Annotated in this window: 10 protein-coding genes and 1 tRNA gene; 6 read left to right on the top strand and 5 right to left on the bottom strand. The window is 49.6% G+C overall.

What is annotated here, in order from left to right; translation table 11 throughout:
* Nucleotides 1–10 precede the first annotated feature (10 nt).
* Genes HQ41_RS06530 through HQ41_RS06555 form a run of 6 tightly spaced genes read left to right on the top strand, consistent with a single transcriptional unit; the run spans nucleotide 11 to nucleotide 6,225 of the window.
* Complete coding sequence (locus tag HQ41_RS06530) at nucleotides 11–1,162, top strand: DUF2589 domain-containing protein (protein ID WP_044189527.1); 1,152 nt, start codon at nucleotides 11–13, stop codon at nucleotides 1,160–1,162.
* 31 nt (nucleotides 1,163–1,193) lie between these two features.
* Nucleotides 1,194–1,961, top strand: a complete 768-nt coding sequence (locus HQ41_RS06535; RefSeq protein ID WP_044189528.1) for a hypothetical protein — start codon at nucleotides 1,194–1,196, stop codon at nucleotides 1,959–1,961.
* Between the two features lie 45 nt (nucleotides 1,962–2,006).
* Nucleotides 2,007–2,957, top strand: coding sequence for a hypothetical protein (locus HQ41_RS06540; protein ID WP_152567360.1), 951 nt, complete (start codon nucleotides 2,007–2,009; stop codon nucleotides 2,955–2,957).
* A 24-nt stretch (nucleotides 2,958–2,981) separates the two neighbouring features.
* Nucleotides 2,982–3,200 carry a hypothetical protein gene (locus tag HQ41_RS06545; RefSeq protein WP_044189532.1) on the top strand — a complete coding sequence of 73 codons (219 nt, stop codon included), beginning with the start codon at nucleotides 2,982–2,984 and terminating at the stop codon, nucleotides 3,198–3,200.
* Between the two features lie 53 nt (nucleotides 3,201–3,253).
* Complete coding sequence (locus HQ41_RS06550; protein WP_081964790.1) at nucleotides 3,254–4,381, top strand: DUF2589 domain-containing protein; 1,128 nt, start codon at nucleotides 3,254–3,256, stop codon at nucleotides 4,379–4,381.
* A gap of 5 nt (nucleotides 4,382–4,386) precedes the next feature.
* Complete coding sequence (locus tag HQ41_RS06555) at nucleotides 4,387–6,225, top strand: DUF6734 family protein (RefSeq protein ID WP_081964791.1); 1,839 nt, start codon at nucleotides 4,387–4,389, stop codon at nucleotides 6,223–6,225.
* Nucleotides 6,226–6,531: 306 nt separating this feature from the next.
* On the opposite strand, the gene secDF is transcribed toward HQ41_RS06555, so the two are convergent.
* From secDF to HQ41_RS06580, 5 genes are all read right to left on the bottom strand, one after another.
* On the bottom strand, nucleotides 6,532–9,426 hold the full coding sequence (secDF, locus tag HQ41_RS06560; RefSeq protein ID WP_044189538.1) for a protein translocase subunit SecDF: 2,895 nt from the start codon (nucleotides 9,424–9,426) through the stop codon (nucleotides 6,532–6,534).
* Nucleotides 9,427–9,722: 296 nt separating this feature from the next.
* Nucleotides 9,723–11,360 carry a leucine-rich repeat domain-containing protein gene (locus HQ41_RS09375; protein ID WP_052405325.1) on the bottom strand — a complete coding sequence of 546 codons (1,638 nt, stop codon included), beginning with the start codon at nucleotides 11,358–11,360 and terminating at the stop codon, nucleotides 9,723–9,725.
* Between the two features lie 204 nt (nucleotides 11,361–11,564).
* Nucleotides 11,565–11,638: transfer RNA gene (locus HQ41_RS06570), tRNA-Asp, on the bottom strand.
* A 462-nt stretch (nucleotides 11,639–12,100) separates the two neighbouring features.
* The gene (locus HQ41_RS06575; RefSeq protein WP_044189540.1) at nucleotides 12,101–13,561 is read right to left on the bottom strand and encodes an aminoacyl-histidine dipeptidase; all 1,461 of its coding nucleotides are present in this window, start codon (nucleotides 13,559–13,561) and stop codon (nucleotides 12,101–12,103) included.
* Between the two features lie 272 nt (nucleotides 13,562–13,833).
* The gene (locus HQ41_RS06580) at nucleotides 13,834–14,835 is read right to left on the bottom strand and encodes a malate dehydrogenase (RefSeq protein WP_044189542.1); all 1,002 of its coding nucleotides are present in this window, start codon (nucleotides 14,833–14,835) and stop codon (nucleotides 13,834–13,836) included.
* Nucleotides 14,836–15,217: the final 382 nt, after the last annotated feature.

Consider the following 15,217-nt stretch of genomic DNA (forward strand, 5'->3'; position numbering starts at 1 on the left):
AGATACGACTATGGCTGAAGAAACAAATCAATCGCAGAACTCTAATAGCTCGATCGACTATGCAGCCCTGCGTAAGGCTACATTAGGTGGAGTAACAGACATCCCTTTCACACACTTAATTAGCGAACCGCTAAGGGCGTGTGTGGCTGCGCAAAACGAGAGCCACCAGACGACGATCGCTGCTCTGAGAGAGATGGGGGTCTTCTCGGGCAAGGAGAATAATCAGGTTGCCTCTTCGGTAGGATTTGAGTTTGTCAAAGATGGGAGGCGGCAGAAGATTATGGTGCCACTCATCACACTTGTGCCAATCAATTTCCTGCAAATCAATGCCGTCAATATCAGCTTTAAGGCAACGATCAAGGCCTCGTCCTCATGGGGAACCGGACCCGGTATTGCTCTTGAGCTGAACAAGGACAAAAAGGAAGACAAGAAAGACGAGAAAAAAGCGGAAGCCTCTGACAAGGACGAGAATAAAAAAACGGGAGAGTCTGCTACGCAGGAGAAGTCGGGCGACAAATCCGATGAAGGAGGCGGAGGATCAGACAAACCGACTGGCTCTGGAGATGATGGCAAGAAGGGCGACAAGCTCGACGGTAAATCTGAGCAAGCAGAGAAAGATAAGGATACATCTAGCAAGTCTGACGAGGGCAAGAAGGCAGACAAGGACGATGACTCCGCTTGGTGGCGTGAAGTAATCAAGTATGGGGGCAAGGCTATCGACTTCTACAAGGACTACAAAAAGTCCAAAGATGCCAAGGAGTCCGAAAGCAAGGCCGAATACTCCAACAAGAAGGACTCCAAGGTAACCCAAGAGTCTAAGTACTGCATCGAAACGACGGTAGACTTTGATATCCACGCAGGCCCTGCAGATATGCCCGGTGGTCTAGCCAAAATTATCGAAACGCTCAACAATGCCATTGTTACCTTCGATCCTGCAGGCGAGCTACAAGTTACTTCCGAGCCTAGCTCTGGTGGTCGTAAACTATTCGTTCGTTACCTCAACGAGGACGGCATCTTGGCTCCCGGAGAGATCAAATGCAGCCCCAACGAGGGCGTACAGCTCGAGAAGACCGACACGGGGGTGACCCTAACCTTCTCCAAGGCTGGGGTCTACAAAATAGAGGCGGGCAAGAAGGAGCAAAGCATCACAGTCGCCGAGTAGCTCACCACTCGGGTCATCACGTATATATCTTATGACAAACCTCAAGCAAGTAATATCATCGGTGCTGCGAGATGTGATACAGGCGCAGCACGAAGCCGCTAGCTACGCTCGTCAGCTAGCCCAATCTAGCCAGCAGACCACTGGGGGGACATTGATCTCCCCAGCGGCTACGGTTGGCGAGCTGACCTTAAACCTGCGCTATGCTATCCAAGACGGAGAGGACATCACGGAGGTTAAGGTCCTCAATGCAGACGTTAGCGACCGGCTCCTCGGCAATATCTCCGAGCAGCTTGCCAAGCTTGTGATCCGCAAGCTGGTTCAGCAGACCCAAACCTCGGGAGTGCCCTACGCACGCAATGGGTTCTCCTACATAGACGATTTAGGGGACAATCGTCGTCTTATCGACTATATCGCCCATCAGATGCTTACTCGGCTCAGAGCCAATGTAGACAAGCTCTATAATCAGCAGCACGAGATAGAGGTTGAGCCTATTGCCGATCAGGTACTAGCCGTGGGCGAGCAGGATCTCTTCTTGCATAGTGATATTGAGGGGCTCTTCGCCCTCTCGGGGGGAGCTGAGCTATTGGCCAAAACTCGTCAGGTACTCGATGATGAGGTCAGCGAGGAGATCCGCAAAATCATACACGAGGAGCAGGGCGCTCAGCTCTTCTCTTGTCGTACCGAGCGTTCGTTGCGCATCGAGATCGACGCCGAGCGACTCAAGGATTACCCAGCCGAGGCCATACAGTCTATCACTCTAAAAGTAGTGCCACCACAGCTGTCTGGCCCCAACGTCTAATCTTGTGGTTGCCCTCTAGGGCTGCACAGACACATCAGTACAACAATGAGTAACATATTACCCAAGATGGATATAGGGCTAGCCGATCTGATCAAAGAGGCTCATGTAGCTACGCTCAAAGCTGAGCAGATGGGACTACAAGAGTACCTGCGCATATTGGGCGAGCTTCGTGATATGCCTCCCATTTCTTTCGCTTATAGCGATGAACAGGGGCGTAGGCTACGCCTACAGATCCCCGTCATCACGCTAGTGCCATTGTCACTATTGCGTGTCGAGGAGGCTGAGTTTTCCTGCTCGTGCCGCTTGGATCTAAACACCCAAACTCAGAAAACGAACACTCAGAACGAGGTGCCCAGCCTAATTGGCGAGATAGACAAGTCCCGTGCCTTGACCGAGTACTACGACAAACAACAAGATCAGCGAGTTTATGCTCGTCAGATCCGAGTCTATCAGTCTTTGGTGAATACGAATAAGCTTACCTTCGAGATTATAGATGAGCATGGCAAAAGCTCCTATTACAAGAGTGACCCGACCAAGGAGCTTAAACACAAGCGATGTGTCCTACTCTCTCTAGGTCGGCCCTACATCACACTGTGGGAAGAGAAGCTCACGGAGACCAAACTTAAAGAGTTTGAGTGGAGCAACCGCCTACTCGTTAGCCTCCATGGCGATGGCACTTTTTGGTATCAAGGCAAAACCTATCGCCGCAATAGCAAATCGACCAGAGAGATACGTATTGAGTTTCCCCTAGATGGCCTACGCTACGACTATGCACACAAGCATATCGCTTGGCGATTTTTGCTCCATGAGAAGGTTGATGAGCCGACAAAGCAAGATGACTCTAGCACCAAGGTGACGATAACTAGCAATGATCAGCAGGCTGAGCAGAGCAACTTCTCATTTAGAGTGAAACTAAAGCAATCCCCCCTCCCTACAGGGTTTGCCGATATATTCAGAGTAATGGGGAATAGTACAAGACTATCGGAAGAGTATTAACCTATTTAGATCCTAAAAAATAGTATGAACGAACAAAGAAGACCTGGGCTCAACTGCCCCAAGTGCAACCGCTTCATCGAGACTACCATTACCGAGCTTATCTCGGCTTCATATATAGAGTGCAAGCACTGTCGCCTCAGACTAGAGATTAATAAACAGGAGTCTAAGCGTGCTCTAGAGATCCTTGGTGATGTAGAGCGTGCCAAGCAGCGTGTACAGGAGGCGAGCACCTTCCGCCGGTAGTCTATTCGTCATAAACATCGTAGTCGGCCGTACTACGAATAATAATAAAAGGCATGAGTAGTGTAAACGAACAGATGAAAGGTATCCCCTTTCATCATCTGATCGGTGGACCCCTCAAGGCGTGTATCGTAGCCCAAGAGCAGGCCTCGATGAGCACTTGGCACTATATCAGAGATGTAGGGCTAGAGAGTGGGAAGGAGGCCGTTATGGTATCCTTCTCATTTATCAGCAATGGTTCCAAGGCACACTTGCGCATTCCGTTGCTTACATTGGTTCCCGTGCCTTACTTCTCTATTGATACGCTTGAGATATCGTTCAAGGCCAAGGTAACAGGCATCAACGCTAATGCCTCCAATAGCGAGAGCAAGATCTCTGCTACCTATGCGACGACCTCTAGCGACACGATGACGACCAAGCTCGAGAATACGATTGATGTAGCCGTGCGTGCTACGCAGGATCACGTACCTTCAGGGCTAAGTAAGGTGCTCGGCTTCATGGAACAGTCTGTAGCACCAGACAGCATCTATATGCAGCTCAGAGATCCAGAGATCGCTAGAGCTATCTCTCAGGGCTGCGTGAGATCTTTGCCCGAGAAGATTACCCCAAGCTATTCGTTTGGGAGTAATGCCGAGGTCGAGGTTAAGATTCCGTTGGACGAGAAGAATATCCTAGAGCGTGCTATAATTTCCAAGATCAAAGCACTAGATATACCGCATGACAAGTTCCCATTCTTCAGTATAGATGATTTTGGAGCTTTTTATAGCTTGCATGCCTTCAGATGTACCGGGCTCAACTTGTCCGAGGTGCAGTCTTTTGCCATGAGTCGTCTAGCGGACCTGCACTATCTTGAGCTATGTGGTACGGGGATGAAGCTGGGGCAGGGTCAGCATCGAGCCAATGTAGACTTTGGTTGGCTTGAGCAAGTCCATACCTTGGTACTCTCCAAGTGGGGGGCTGGGTTTATCCCCAAGGTATCACTGACCTCTGCTACAAGTCTGGCTAGGCTAGTTATCAAAGACTGCGTACACGATGTGGTAGATATATCGTACTGCGAGGGGCTCACGCATCTAGATATCGAGAACAGCCGCATTGGGCGGATTGTAGTGTCTAGGACTTTTGAGGAGAAACGCAAGAAATATAAGTACGTTATCCCCGAGGGTATCGAGATTATTAGGAGGTAGTAGCTATGAAAGATCAACAAACACCCCAGTCCGCATTGGCCACACTCCCCTTTAGCCAGATGCTTGGAGATCCTGTGAGGGCTTGTGTGCAGGCACAGGCAGAGGCCGCTCGAGTGACCAAACGATATCTCAACTCTGTTACCCTACGCACCAATGAGGCGGGGAAGCAGGAGGCCGTGATGATTGCTTTTAGGTATCAGAATGGCACTCAAATGCTGGAGCTGTCAATTCCCTTGATGACCCTTGTCCCTCTCCCTCACTTCTCGGTCGATAGGCTCGATATAGAGTTTAATGCTTTGGTAGATAGCTTCGATGATAAGCATATGACATGCTCATTTGCATCGAGTGGTGCACAGAGCAATAGCGAAGAGCAGCAGACCATCACCACCAATCACCACCTCAAGGTTAGGCTCCAAGCCTCCCAGAATCATATGCCCATCGGGTTGTCTAGATTATTTACTCTTCTAGATGACACCATTGCTCTAGAGCAGCCCGTGCGACCAAGCTCTCAAGCAGATCTCCAGCTCAACACAGATCGGGTCGAGCTCTTTGAGGGGAGTCGTTACCTTCTATATCCCGTGGAGCCCGTTGCTCCAGAGTCATTGTCGTGGAGCTCGAGCGACCCCTCGGTGGTTACTGTCAGTGATCTAGGGGTTGTGCGGACGTATCAAAAGGGAGAGGCTTACATCTTCGTTGAGAGCCGTGAAGCACGTGCTCGCTGTCGTGTGGTTGTTGAGTCTGATCGTACTAAACTGTGCCAGATTTTGTCCGCAATTAAGCTAAACAGCAAGAGGCGAGAGGTAGAAACCCCTCCAAAATCGGCATACACGAGCGCACCACAGAGCGATACTTCTTCAGGAGGGATTAGCTCTATGGGTAGTGGATCGACGACTCTAGAGGGCGGATATGGGCTAGAGCTCATCAAGCGGACGGATGTTGATCAGAGCGCTACATGGTTTGGCCCTAATCAAGGAGGATTGCCCGCTTTTCACGTTACGCATACAGCCCCAGCAATGGCTAGAGGGCAAGAGCCATATATCCATGACTTCGAGCTTCTCTCTACGATCATGTCTGCCTTGCAGTGGCGCAAGCACAACGGGCCGATTCGGCTCTATACCGATAGCTATGGTAGGAGGATCTATAATGAACAGAACATGTCTTTCATCTGGGACGATGGAGTCAATACCGATGTCCTAGATGGCATGCGGGATCAGGTAGATTTCTCTATCTTCTGGGCAGGGGCTAAGCTCTATGCTCTACGGGATATGCAGACGCCCTGCATGATGCTCGATACCGATATGATCGTCTGGAGGAGTCTAAATGGTTCGATTAATCCTAGCTTGGATCAAGTGGTTTGCGTACATAAGGAGTATCTATCCGAGGTTTATCCAAGTGTAGAGAAGCTCAAGATAGCCAAGGGTTATCGCTTCTCAGACCATTGGAAGTGGTCGGCCGAGCCTTTCAATACCGCTCTACTCTACATCTCAGAGCCCAAATTTAAGGACATCTATACCTCCAAAGCGATCGAGTTTATGGTAGGCAACCTCGAGCGAGCCAACGACGACATTAGCCAAATGGTCTTCGCCGAACAGCGCCTGCTTGGCATCTGCGCCGAAAATACCGGGATCTCCGTCAAGACGCTCGTAGAGCTTGATCAGCTACATCAGCAAGACTTGCTCACGCATATCTGGGGAGCTAAGCGAGCTCTGCGCCAATCTTCCGAGCTGGCGGAGGAATTCTGCTACGACCTTGTGGCTAGACTATTTAGGGATTTCAGCAATTTGTCTGCAGAGTTGTTGGAAATCCCTGTGGTGAGGAAGTATTTTATTCGAGGAGTGAAATAATTTCTCAAAACGCTAGGTTATATCATTTTAAATGCCTATATTTGTGATATAGAATTAATCTAGAGTATCAAAGTAATTCTATAACGAAGAGGTGTTGAAGCGCACGACCGACTGTGGTGACTGTATCGTTTTAGTATTAACTTTTCTGATACTCTCCTATATAGGGGTTATGTATGGTTAGCTTTTGCTTGTCTACATAGCCCCTTTCTTTATGCCTCTTCCTTCAGTATCTCTGGATACTAGAATGCATATAGGGCATGTAGCTAACGGCTACATGCCCTATATGCATTCTGGGGGAGTGCTAGATTACTTCTTCTCTTGGCGACGCTTGGCCACTTCGTAGGCAATAGGTGTCGCAATGAAGAGCGTACAGTATGTACCGAAGATGACACCAAGTAGGATTGCAAACGTGAAGCTACGCATAGAAGCACCACCGAAGGCGAATACAATAGCCATTACCAAGAAGGTAGTGAACGAAGTATTGAGCGTACGAGAGAGCGTTGCATTGAGAGCCTGATTGATGATGCTAGCTCTATCGGCCTTAGGATGCAAGCCGATCTCCTCACGAATACGGTCGAAGACAATCACTACGTCGTTGATCGCATAACCAATGATCGCAAGTAGGGCTGCGATGAAATTCTGATCTACCTCCATTGTGAATGGCATGAACTTCCAAGTAAGTGCGTAGATAGAGATGATCAGCAGTGTCGTCACTGTCACAGATGCAAAAGCACCGATTGAGAAGGCCACATCACGGAAGCGGATCAAGATGTAGAGCGCCATGAAGAGTAGAGCCAAGCCTACGGCAATTAGGGCGCCTCGTTTGATATCATCACTCATACTTGGGCTTACCTTCTGTGAGCTTACAATGCTCTCGTGAATGAAGGTGTCACGATCAGGTGCAGACGCGAAGTAAGGCTTGACTCCTTCGTATAGCTTGTTGGTGATCTCGTCCTCTACGGCTTCGCTATCGTCTTCGATCTTGTAGTTAGTAGAGATACGTACTTGGTCGCCCTCTGTACCGATAGATGTAAGCACGAGCTTGTTGTCGAGCGATGGTGCTAGCGCAGTGCGGATAGCATCGTTGTCTACCTTTTGGTCGAACTTAACAATGTAGTTACGTCCACCAGAGAACTCAATGCCGTTGTTCAGACCTATTGTGAAGAGGCCTAGTAGACCTGCTGCAAGTAGAGCTACTGGAAGAATGTATCCTTTCTTGCGGGAGCCGAGGATGTCGTAGTTTGGATTAACAAGCACGTTGCGAGTGAGAGGCGTGTCATAAGTCACACTCTTGAGTTTCCCCTTCTTGTCGAGTGCTTCGAAGATCATACGAGTGAGGAACACTGCCGTGATGAACGAAGCGATCAGACCGATGATGAGGGTGGTAGCAAAACCACGGATAGGACCAGTACCGAAGAAGAATAGCACAATACCAGTGATGATGGTCGTGAGGTTGGAGTCGAAAATCGCACTGAAGGCATTACCATAACCATCTGCGATGGCACGTGTCATATCCTTACCCTTACGGAGCTCTTCCTTGATGCGCTCGTTGATCAATACGTTGGCATCGACAGCCATACCGAGCGTCAGTACAAGACCTGCGATACCAGAGAGCGTGAGTACTGCGTGGAATGAGGCGAGGATCCCTAGCGTGAAGAAGCTATTAATGATAAGAGCGGAGTTGGCAACCATGCCGGGAATGAATCCGTAGGCGAGGCACATATAGATCATCAGCAGCACAAGTGCGATAGCGAATGAAATGATACCAGCCTTGATAGAAGCCTGACCAAGCGTTGGGCCTACTACATTTTCCTGCTCGATTACTACTGACGTTTCCATACGGCCAGAGTTGAGCACGTTGGCAAGGTCGCCAGCTTCCTCCATTGTGAAGCTACCAGAGATTTGTGAATTACCACCCGTGATCTCTTGATTAACATTGGGAGCAGAGTAAACAACTCCGTCTAGTACCACAGCGATAGCACGACCGACGTTGTCCTTTGTTAGGCGCGCCCACTTCTGTGCACCCTCTGTGTCCATAGACATCGAAACCATAGGCTCGCTATGACCGAATTGATTGCGGATATCGCTAGAGGCTGAAGTCACAGCATCGCCGCCAAGGTCTGGAGTCATGCTGCGGTTTGTGCGGATTGCATATAGCTCGTATAGCTCTGTAGCTTTGCGTGTTTCTGGGTTTTCGATAGGCTTAGCACCCCACATTAGAGTAAGGTCTTCGCGGATAGCACGGTGCTCTTTAGCCACACGGAGCATTGAGTCGATCTTGTCCATATCGGCTTTGCGTGCATACCCTACTACTGCACCACCACGACCTCCGGGGACGAGAAGAGAGAAGAGGGCATTACTCTGTGCCATTGCCTGTTCGGCAACCTTAGCTTGGGCCTGAGCGATGGCCGCACTATCTAGACCCGTAGTGTCCACTGGAGTAGCTGCTGGTGTGCTTAGCTCGCTCAAGCGTGCATTGGCTGCTATTAGGTCGTCAGCCACCTCCTGATAGGTGTAAGTACGCCAGAACTGCAGGTTTGCGCTGCGTTGTAATAGTTCACGTACACGCTCAGGATCCTTCACTCCGGGGAGCTCTACGAGAATACGTCCTTGTCCCTCAAGGCGCTGAAGGTTGGGAGCTACCACCCCAAATCGGTCGATACGTGTGCGTAGTACGTTGAATGAAGCGTCAATAGCGCTATTGTACTTCTCTCTGAGCAGACTGATGATCTCAGATTCGCTAGTCTTAGGATTGATTTGGTCACGGAGATCGCCCGAGCCGAATACAACGGCCAAGTTAGCGTTTGGCTCTAGAGCCTTGTACTGCTTGACGAACTCGTCGATGTAGTCGCCCTGAGAGTTGTTTTTGCCAGCCTGTTCAATAGCCTTCTGGAATGTTGCATCCTCAGGGTTCCCCGCTAGAGAGCGAAGCAGATCCCCGGCATTGAGTCTAAGCACTACGTTCATACCACCCTTAAGGTCTAGACCAAGCCCGATTTGTTGGGCACGTGCCTGCTTGAGAGTGTACCCCGGCATCACCGTTTCGTTAGCCATAGAGTCTAGATAAGCTCTACCTGCTACCTCGCCCATAGCCTCAGCTTTCTTGTCGTAATGGTTGGTTACGAATGAGAAAGAGAGATAGAACGCACAGATCAGAGCCAAACTCACCGTGACGAAAGTCACAAATCCTTTGTTTTGCATCGTGTACTATTTATCTTTTAGTTTAATTATAATTCTAAGTGTTATCCTCTCTCCTAGAGAGGGCAGTGACTATGGTCTGTGACGAGTATTCTTTGCTCTAAATCACACAAATAGGACTGCTAGTCTGCCGAAGCTCTAGGTGCTACAAGAGCTGGGCGCAAAGTTAGCTTATTTTTTTGAAACATAAGAGCAAAGACCTCGCTCAAAAGCAGATTGTATCTACAAGTTGAGCGAAGTCTTGGGGAAGCTTGTGTGCGGACTGCACATGCTTGTCTAGTCCTAGGTTTTTAGGGCTTCTAACGAATCATTAGTTTGCTGCTATGCCCAACCGAGCGCACTATGTAGTGCCCATGAGGGAGATGGGCTACTGGGATACGAGCAAATCCATTGTCGTCTGCTCGATGCTGAGCTACTCGTCGTCCCTCCACAGAGAGTATCTGTACGAGCTCTCCTGCGATAGCCCCCCTTACCTCTATATAATCTTTGGTAGGATTGGGGCGAATGGCGAAGCTAGCCTTGCCGTTGATACTTTGCACTGGTGCTGGTGTGCCAGCATATTCGCGACCTACATAGCCCTCCTCATCTTCTTTACCTCCATAATAGTCGTAGATGCCCCACTGCTTGTCTTGGGCGGCTTTGACCGCTTGATCGGAACAGATATTGGCCTCGGTGTTGGATAGAGTGTTGATGATGTATAGTAATCCCCAGTTCTCTGGCCCTTGTGGCGTGTAGTTCACGAGCTGAGTAATGAGCTTATTTATAGTAGACTCTGAGAGCTTGTTCTCGAATAAGAATGCCGTTTGTAACTTCTTTAGTTGGGACATATTGACCTCTGTGATCTGATTCATGGCACAAGAGAGTATGCTCAGCTCAGGCAGATGCGATACATCTAGCTTTGTGAACTTGTTGTCGGCAATGAATAGCTCCGAGAGGTCTGCCAGCTCGGAGGTGTCGAGCTCGATGAATTTGTTGCCACTGATATTGAGCGACTGTAGTAGCTTGCTTTGGCTTAGGTCGAGAGAGGAGAGTTCGTTGTTGTCTACGAATAGTCTTTCTAGTGCAGGGTTGAAGATCACTATGATAGACGATAATTGATTGTTCCCTGCATCTAGGTCCGTAAGTTGGGCGTTTTGCCTTAAATCTAGAGAGGTTAGCTTGTTGTGGGAGCAGTCTAGTGTGATGAGCTCTGTAAGCATCGACACATCGAGGGTGCTCAAGTCGCAGCCGTTGCATTGCAGCATGATTAGCTTTGTATTGCCCGATACATCAAGGCTACCGAGAGGGTTGTTGCCGCAGCCAAGCTCTGTGAGGTTGGCTAGAGGGCTTAGGTTGAGTTTAGTGAGCTTGTTATCGCCCACGAGTAGGCCTGCTAGATTGGTTTGTGCCGATAGGTCGATTTCTGTCAGTTCGCACTCGTAGCAGGAGAGCTCTGTGAGCTTAGTATTGCGGCTGAGGTCAAGCTCCGATAGCGGGTTCTTGTGGCAGGCTAGAGATTCGAGATTTGTGTTTGCTTTCGTATCTAGACGGCTTAGCTTATTGTTGTAGCACCATAATTTTTTGAGCTTTGTGCATTCACCTACGTCAAGTGTCGTTAGGCTATTGCTTGTGCACTGCAGTTCTTCTAGCTTGCTTAGGCGGCTTAGCTCTAGGCTTGTTAAACCAGCTTGATCGCAGTAGAGTACAGTTAGGTCGCCTTTGATCGTGATAGTCTGGGAGGTAATGGTGTAGTTCTTGCGCTGGTTCAGAGCGACAGGCTCCGCCAATCCCTCTATTTCTACAGGGCCGAGGGCAGAGATGCGTAGGTTGATTTGCTTTCCAGTGGGATGAGTAGTGACGAGTTGAGCCTGCTGGGCATACGCCTTGCTGAGGCCGACTGTGCAGATTAGGGCCAGCATGAGTAGGCCAATTTTGTTCCAGAAGTAGTGATGGTTCATACGCAACTAGAGTTTGTGTAGTTTAATATCAAATGTTCTTTTGCCTGCTTGGGCGCCTTGATCAGGCTCGTAGGACAAAACATAAACAAATATATAAATTTTCTCTGTGTATTTTCATCTTATTTGCCGTATTTGCTGGGAGGGGACTAGGTATAAGTAGAGAGGGTTCCGTCAAGACTTGTCTGACGGAACCCTCTCTACTTGCGGTATGGACGGGACTCGAACCCGCGACCCCCTGCGTGACAGGCAGGTATTCTAACCAACTGAACTACCACACCGTTCGCTCTCTTGAGGAAGCATTTCCTCTCGTTTGCTCTGCAAAGATAGAGCAAGTTTTTCGTTCCTGCAAAATCTTTCGGTAGATTTTTTTGACCCTCTCTATAAGCTAGTAGGGTACATGCTTAAAAATCAAAATAATAATAAGCCTATTCTTGGTGAAAAAAACTTATTGTTGGACTGTGATTGCCCTTTGTTTGACCCTAGGGAGTGTATCATTCAGGCCTCTCCCGAGGGAGCGTATATGGCTAGAGCTTGCGAATCTCTTCAGAGGTGGCCTTACCCCTACTATATATTGATCGTAGGAAGTTCCTATTCCCTGCTCCCTGTCTGTCCCTAACCTTCGGTTCAATAATTAACTTCCTCCACTTGGCGCCATAGAGCAAGCCAAAGTGGAGGAAGTATGTATTCGTCCCTATCAGATCTGCGCTAGAGTTTAGGTGCAGCCTTGGGGACGATAGTCTTTACTTGGCTACGGGAATAGCCTTGAGGACCTCTAGCAGGTGACGCCACCATAGATCTACAGTCTTGATCTCGATGCGCTCGGCAGGAGAGTGTACGTCACGTAGCGTTGGACCAAACGAAACCATATCCAAGCCGGGGAATACATCGAGGATAAGACCACACTCTAGGCCAGCGTGGATAGCCTTAACTGCTGGTTCTTTGCCGAAGAGCTTGCGATAGGTCTCGGCGGCCACTTTGAGGATAGCAGAGTCTGCGTTGGGCTTCCAACCGGGATATGGGTCACGGATATCGGCCTTGGCACCAGCTAGCTCAAATACTGAGCGTACCATCTCTGCTGTGCTATTGCGTAGTGATTCGGTAGAGCTGCGCTGGCTTGTTTCTACTCGGATCTTGCCACCGTCTACAGTTTTGATGGAGGCTAGGTTGTTGGACGTTTCCACGAGGTTCTCTAGTTCGTGGCTCATGCCTAGCACGCCGTGTGGGCAAGCGTATAGTGCACGTACGAGGCGACCCTTAGTTTCGCAGTCCATGATGAACTGTGGAGCCTGTACCTGCTCTAGGATTAGGTCTACATTTGGATCTACACGCTTTAGTTCGTCCTTGACGTTGGCACGGAGCTCGGCCAGTAGTTGCTCAGCTTTGGCCTTGTCGGCAGCCTTGATGCCGAAGGTGGCATGTGCCTCACGTGGGATAGCATTGTGCAGATTACCCCCGCCGATCTCTGCTAGAGCCCAGTCTAGGTTGCTCTCTAGGGCATATAGGTAGCGAGTAAGCACCTTATTGGCATTGCCTAGCCCCACGTGGATATCGCCACCAGAGTGACCTCCCTTGAGGCCAAATACCTTCACTTGGAAGAAGGAGTAGTCCGTCGTGGCGGCTGTGTACTTAGGCTCAAACATGGCGATTACACCCATACCACCAGCGCAGCCGATGAAGAGCTCTCCTTCGTCCTCACTGTCTAGGTTGAGTAGGATCTTGCCGTCGAAGAAGCCGGGCTTGAGGTTCATAGCACCAGTCATGCCAGTTTCTTCGTCCACGGTGAAAAGACACTCAATTGGTCCGTGCTCGATGTCGTTTGAGGCTAGGATAGCAAGTTCGGCAGCACAGCCGATGCCGTTGTCCGCTCCTAGCGTGGTGCCGTCTGCGTGCATCCACTCACCGTCGATGATCGTACGAATGGGGTCGGTGTCGAAGTTGTGCTGTGTGCCTGCGTTCTTCTCGCATACCATATCTACGTGGCTCTGTAGGACTACGGTTTCTCTGTTTTCGTAGCCGGGTGTAGCAGGCTTGCGGATTACGAGGTTGCCTGCTTCGTCTTGCTTATATTCTAGGTTGTGTTTCTTGGCAAAGTCTAGCAGGTAAGCTAGGATTTTTCCCTCCTTCTTTGAGGGGCGAGGAACTTGTGTAATCTCGTGGAAATACTTCCACACAATCTGAGGGTTCAATGCTGTAATGTCCATTACTAATTTGAGTTTTAGAGGTTGTTATCTCACTAAATAAACAAAGGTCTAGCCTTCATTCCTCGCAAATATAAGTAAAAATGACGAGGTTTTGGCTTTGATGTCCACCGATTTGTTTCTAACCCTCCGTCTTTGGTGTGTGTGATTTAGGAATTATCCACTGATATTGGTGCTGTTTTTATGAATTAGAGTGAGCAATCTCCCCAACTCAAAACCTTATAGCCGAGGTTTTGAGTTGGGGAGATTGCTATGATAGATCCAGATCTAGAGGACTATAGGTTAGGATTAACCGTCTTCCAGTCGGCTACGGCTGGGATCACGCCCATGCCGATTACCTCGTCACGCATCTTCACTAGATGCTCGTAGCTAGCCTTGAGGGCCGCCTTCTCAGCCTCTGTACCCTTGATGTCGGAGCTATAGCGAACGCCATCTTTGTCGATGACTGTTTCCATGCCCATTACCACGTTGTCGAGCCCGGGTAGGCTCACGAAGCAACCTGCTGGCCATGTGAATGGCTTGCCGCCCATAGCTGCAGCGATCATCTCTATAGATACGTATGCTGGGCTCTGGAACGAAGAGCGACCACGTAGCTTGATGATGTTGGCTCCACCCTGAGTAACACGCTTCTTGAGGGCTTCCCACTCCTCGGTGGAGAGCTTGTCTGTACCGATGAGGTTGGTGAGAGGCTCGCCGGCTACCTTAGCTGTGCTAGCGAATACTGCCATAGCCTCGCCATGGCCACCGTATGTACGTGCTCCCTCTACTTGGCTCTGCTGTATGCCGAAGTGCTTGGCTAGTTCGCTTTGTAGGCGAGTAGAGTCGAGGGCGGCAAGGGTCGTCACTTGGCTAGGCTTGAGGCCAGAGTGTACGAGGGCTACAAGACCAGTGATGTCTGCGGGGTTGAAGATGATCACAAGGTGCTTGAGCGCAGGGGCATAGGCCTTGATGTCCTTGCCGAGCTGAGCGGCGATCTCGCAGTTGCCCTTGAGTAGGTCCTCACGTGTCATACCTTCTTTGCGAGGAGCGCCGCCCGAGGATACCACGTACTTGGCGTCTGTGAGTGCCTCCTTGATGCAGTCTGTGAATGTTAAGTTAAGCCCTTCAAATCCGCAGTGACGGATTTCTTCAGCTACCCCTTCTAGTCCTTGTAGGAATGGGTCGTAGAGGCAGATGTTGGGTGTTAGGCGCATCATGGCGGCTGTCTGAGCCATGTTTGAGCCGATCATACCACCGGCACCGATGATAGTCAGCTTGTCTTGAGATAGGAAACTCATAACCTTAATTTATTATGTGTAAAACGTTTGTTCGCTTCGTTTTGAGCTACATATTAGGGCGTTTGGCTGCTTGTTTCTCGGGATTGTATTCCCCGACGAGGCTTCCTTAGTCGTCCTGTTCATTAACCTAATGACAAATGTAGCGTTTTTTCTTCAATGGTTTGACCAAGTGTAAGGGCTTGGTCGGTGCTAGATGCTATTGGGGTCACGAATCGTAGGTTTTGTACTGGACTTTGCCATAAGGAGGGGGGGAGTCAATCTGTCCGATCTGCATGTGCTTGAATCTGCTTTTGGGTTAAAGAGTGTAAATGAATTGCCTTCATTTTGGATAGGGCAGGGGAGTGGCTTATGTGGTTTGGTAGGCTGGGTAAAGAAAATTGAT

Origin of the sequence: Porphyromonas sp. COT-290 OH860 (genome assembly GCF_000768935.1) — a bacterium.
GTDB lineage: Bacteria > Bacteroidota > Bacteroidia > Bacteroidales > Porphyromonadaceae > Porphyromonas.

What these genes read in the sequence shown, in the direction of transcription:
- HQ41_RS06530 (WP_044189527.1), top strand. Translation starts at nt 11, where the DNA reads ATGGCTGAAGAAACAAATCAATCGCAGAACTCTAATAGCTCGATCGAC.
- HQ41_RS06535 (WP_044189528.1), top strand. Translation starts at nt 1,194, where the DNA reads ATGACAAACCTCAAGCAAGTAATATCATCGGTGCTGCGAGATGTGATA.
- HQ41_RS06540 (WP_152567360.1), top strand. Translation starts at nt 2,007, where the DNA reads ATGAGTAACATATTACCCAAGATGGATATAGGGCTAGCCGATCTGATC.
- HQ41_RS06545 (WP_044189532.1), top strand. Translation starts at nt 2,982, where the DNA reads ATGAACGAACAAAGAAGACCTGGGCTCAACTGCCCCAAGTGCAACCGC.
- HQ41_RS06550 (WP_081964790.1), top strand. Translation starts at nt 3,254, where the DNA reads ATGAGTAGTGTAAACGAACAGATGAAAGGTATCCCCTTTCATCATCTG.
- HQ41_RS06555 (WP_081964791.1), top strand. Translation starts at nt 4,387, where the DNA reads ATGAAAGATCAACAAACACCCCAGTCCGCATTGGCCACACTCCCCTTT.
- secDF (WP_044189538.1), bottom strand. Translation starts at nt 9,426, where the DNA reads ATGCAAAACAAAGGATTTGTGACTTTCGTCACGGTGAGTTTGGCTCTG.
- HQ41_RS09375 (WP_052405325.1), bottom strand. Translation starts at nt 11,360, where the DNA reads ATGAACCATCACTACTTCTGGAACAAAATTGGCCTACTCATGCTGGCC.
- HQ41_RS06575 (WP_044189540.1), bottom strand. Translation starts at nt 13,561, where the DNA reads ATGGACATTACAGCATTGAACCCTCAGATTGTGTGGAAGTATTTCCAC.
- HQ41_RS06580 (WP_044189542.1), bottom strand. Translation starts at nt 14,835, where the DNA reads ATGAGTTTCCTATCTCAAGACAAGCTGACTATCATCGGTGCCGGTGGT.